At 67.9% G+C, this 2,381-nt stretch carries 2 protein-coding genes and 2 pseudogenes; 1 reads left to right on the forward strand and 3 read right to left on the reverse strand.

What is annotated here, in order from left to right; all coding sequences use genetic code 11:
• Positions 1 to 215 (reverse strand): annotated as a pseudogene (locus tag Q8814_RS25745) (KR domain-containing protein); the annotation flags it as partial.
• Here Q8814_RS25745 and Q8814_RS25750 point away from each other — a divergent pair.
• Entirely contained in the window at positions 147 to 575 is a 429-nt protein-coding gene (locus Q8814_RS25750; protein ID WP_408015987.1) for a winged helix-turn-helix transcriptional regulator, read from the forward strand. The pseudogene Q8814_RS25745 and the gene Q8814_RS25750 overlap by 69 nt on opposite strands.
• Here the strand turns inward: Q8814_RS25750 and rox are convergent.
• Together rox and Q8814_RS25760 are read right to left on the reverse strand one after the other, a co-directional pair.
• Positions 568 to 1,992, reverse strand: coding sequence for a rifampin monooxygenase (gene rox, locus Q8814_RS25755; protein WP_330154775.1), 1,425 nt, complete (start codon positions 1,990 to 1,992; stop codon positions 568 to 570). The genes Q8814_RS25750 and rox overlap by 8 nt on opposite strands.
• A 153-nt stretch (positions 1,993 to 2,145) precedes the next feature.
• Positions 2,146 to 2,381: pseudogene (locus tag Q8814_RS25760) on the reverse strand (hypothetical protein); the annotation flags it as partial.

Here is a 2,381-nt window from a genome sequence, read left to right on the forward strand (position 1 = left end):
TCGATGATGTTGGTGTGCTGAGCGAGGCGGCGGCCGACCTCGCTGCCGGAGATGAGCAGCAGCTTGTCGACGTCGGCGAACGCGACGCGCAGCGCCGCCTGGTCGGTGTAGTCGGCGACGCGGACCTGCACTCCGGCGGCGGCGAGATCGGAGGCTTCGGCGCCGTCGCGCACGATCGCAACAATGGCGTCTGCGGCGACGCCACGGTGCTTCAGAACATCACCGGGCGTTGGGGTGCCCTGGTCCTCGCCGCCCTCGCCGACGGCACCCACCGCTTCTCCGAGCTTCGCCGCCACGTCGATGGCGTCAGCGAACGCATGCTCTCGCAGAGCTTGCACGCCCTCGAATGCGACGGACTCGTCCACCGCGAGGTGCTTGCGACAATCCCACCGCATGTGGAGTACACCCTCACCGAGGTGGGACGACGCATCACCACTCCCCTGCTTGCGCTCATCGAGCTCGTCGAGGAAGCGCTGCCCGAGATCACCGCCGCACAGGTCGAGCACGACAGTGCGAGTCAGCACGCGGGGTCGCTCGGAGAGGGTTACCGCGGGCCGGATACCGCGCTCAGCTGACGGCGGCACCGAACCACCTCGGGAGATGACGCAGTAGTTCTTGCTGGTCGTCTCCCACCCAGGCCACATGACCGTCCGGTCGCAGCAGCACGGCCGGTACCTCGAGCTCCTCGCTGACATCGACGACGTGGTCGACGCGGTCCTCCCAGCCCGCGATCGAGAGTGTCCCGGTCTGATCGAGCAGCAGGCCGCGACCGGCGTGCATCAGTTCGTAGAGCCGACCTCGCCCGAGCTGCACGTCCCGCAATCGCCGTCCGAGCAGGTCGTGTCCCCCACCGAAGTCGTAGCGGATCCCGACTGCGATGATCTTCTCGGTCAGATACCGGCTCACGTCGTCGAAATCCATCAAGTTCGTCAGCAGACGGCGCACGGCCTGCGGCCCCGGCTCGAGGGACATCAGTTCCATCTGTGCCCGGGTGTTGTCGAGCACGTCGGCGGCGACCGGGTGCCGTTCGGCGTGGTAAGTCTCCAGTAGCCCTTCCGGTGCCCAATTCTTCACTGCCGCGGCAAGTTTCCAGCCGAGGTTGAAGGCGTCCTGGATTCCGAGGTTGAGTCCCTGACCGCCCACTGGGGGGTGGACGTGCGCCGCGTCTCCGGCCAGCAGCACCCGGCCGACCCGGTATCGATCGGCGAGCCGGGTGGCATCGCCGAAGCGGGAGAGCCAGCGCGGCGAGTGCACGCCGAAGTCGGTACCGGCGGTCACGCGCAGCTGCCGGCGTACCTCCTCGAAGCTCGGCGGGGTGCGATCCGAGGACACACCCACTGCGGGGACGACGACGCGGTACACCCCGTCCCCGATGGGCCCGACGCCGAACCTCAGCTGCGTCTTGCGGACCTCGGCGACCACGGCGGCGATCTGCTCCGGTGACGCGGTCACCTCCATCTCGCCGAGCAGCGTCTCGACCGTCGCAGATTCACCGGGGAAGCCGACACCGAGCAGCTTGCGCACCGTGCTGCGTCCACCGTCGCAGCCGACCAGGTACCGCGAACGCAGCCGGGTACCGTCTGCCAGGACCGCCGTCACCGCCTCGTCGTCCTGGTCCAGGCCGACGAGTTCGCACCCGCCTCGGATCGAAGCGCCGAGTTCGGTGGCGCGTTCGGTCAGCAGCCGATCGGTGACGGTCTGTGGGATGCCGAGGGTGTACGGGTGTGCGGTATCGAGTTGTTTCGGCGCAGGTTTGGGGATGCCGGCGAAGAACCCGCCGACAGGGTACTGCTGTCCGTGCGCCAGGAACCGCTCGAGCAGGCCGCGCTGATCCATCACCTCGATGCTGCGTGCATGCAGGCCCAGCGAGCGAACGATCCTGGTCGGTTCCGTCTCCTTCTCCACCACAAGCACATCCACGCCGTCCAGCCGAAGTTCGGCGGCGAGCATCATGCCGGTCGGGCCGCCGCCGACAATGATCGTGTCGATCACGAAATCCCCGATTCTTCGATGAACGTCCCGCGACCCCTACGTCACCGCAGCGAATCACCGAGGTGCGCGGGTCCCGGGCCAGGATGTCGATTCTGCGGCACCACCGGGGCCTTGCGGCAAGACCCCACCCGGGTTATACGTTGAAAGGGGAGATCAACGGCGGACAGCCCCGGCAATGCTGCGGCGGGCCGCCACGACCTTGCATTCGAAGGGCGCCTCGATGCGGCCTTCGGACGTCGTGAACGGTGCCAGCACTTCACGGGCATCGTCGCGGATCCGCCGGTACGCGTCGTCGGAGATCCGTTCGAGAAGCGGTGTGCTCTCGACTTCGGTGGTCACGAACGCGTCGACCGTCGGTGCGCGGTAGGTGCCCCGGTGTGTGCGGGCGG

The sequence above is a fragment of the Rhodococcus chondri genome, assembly GCF_036327435.1.
In the GTDB taxonomy this organism is placed as follows: Bacteria; Actinomycetota; Actinomycetes; order Mycobacteriales; family Mycobacteriaceae; genus Rhodococcus; species Rhodococcus chondri.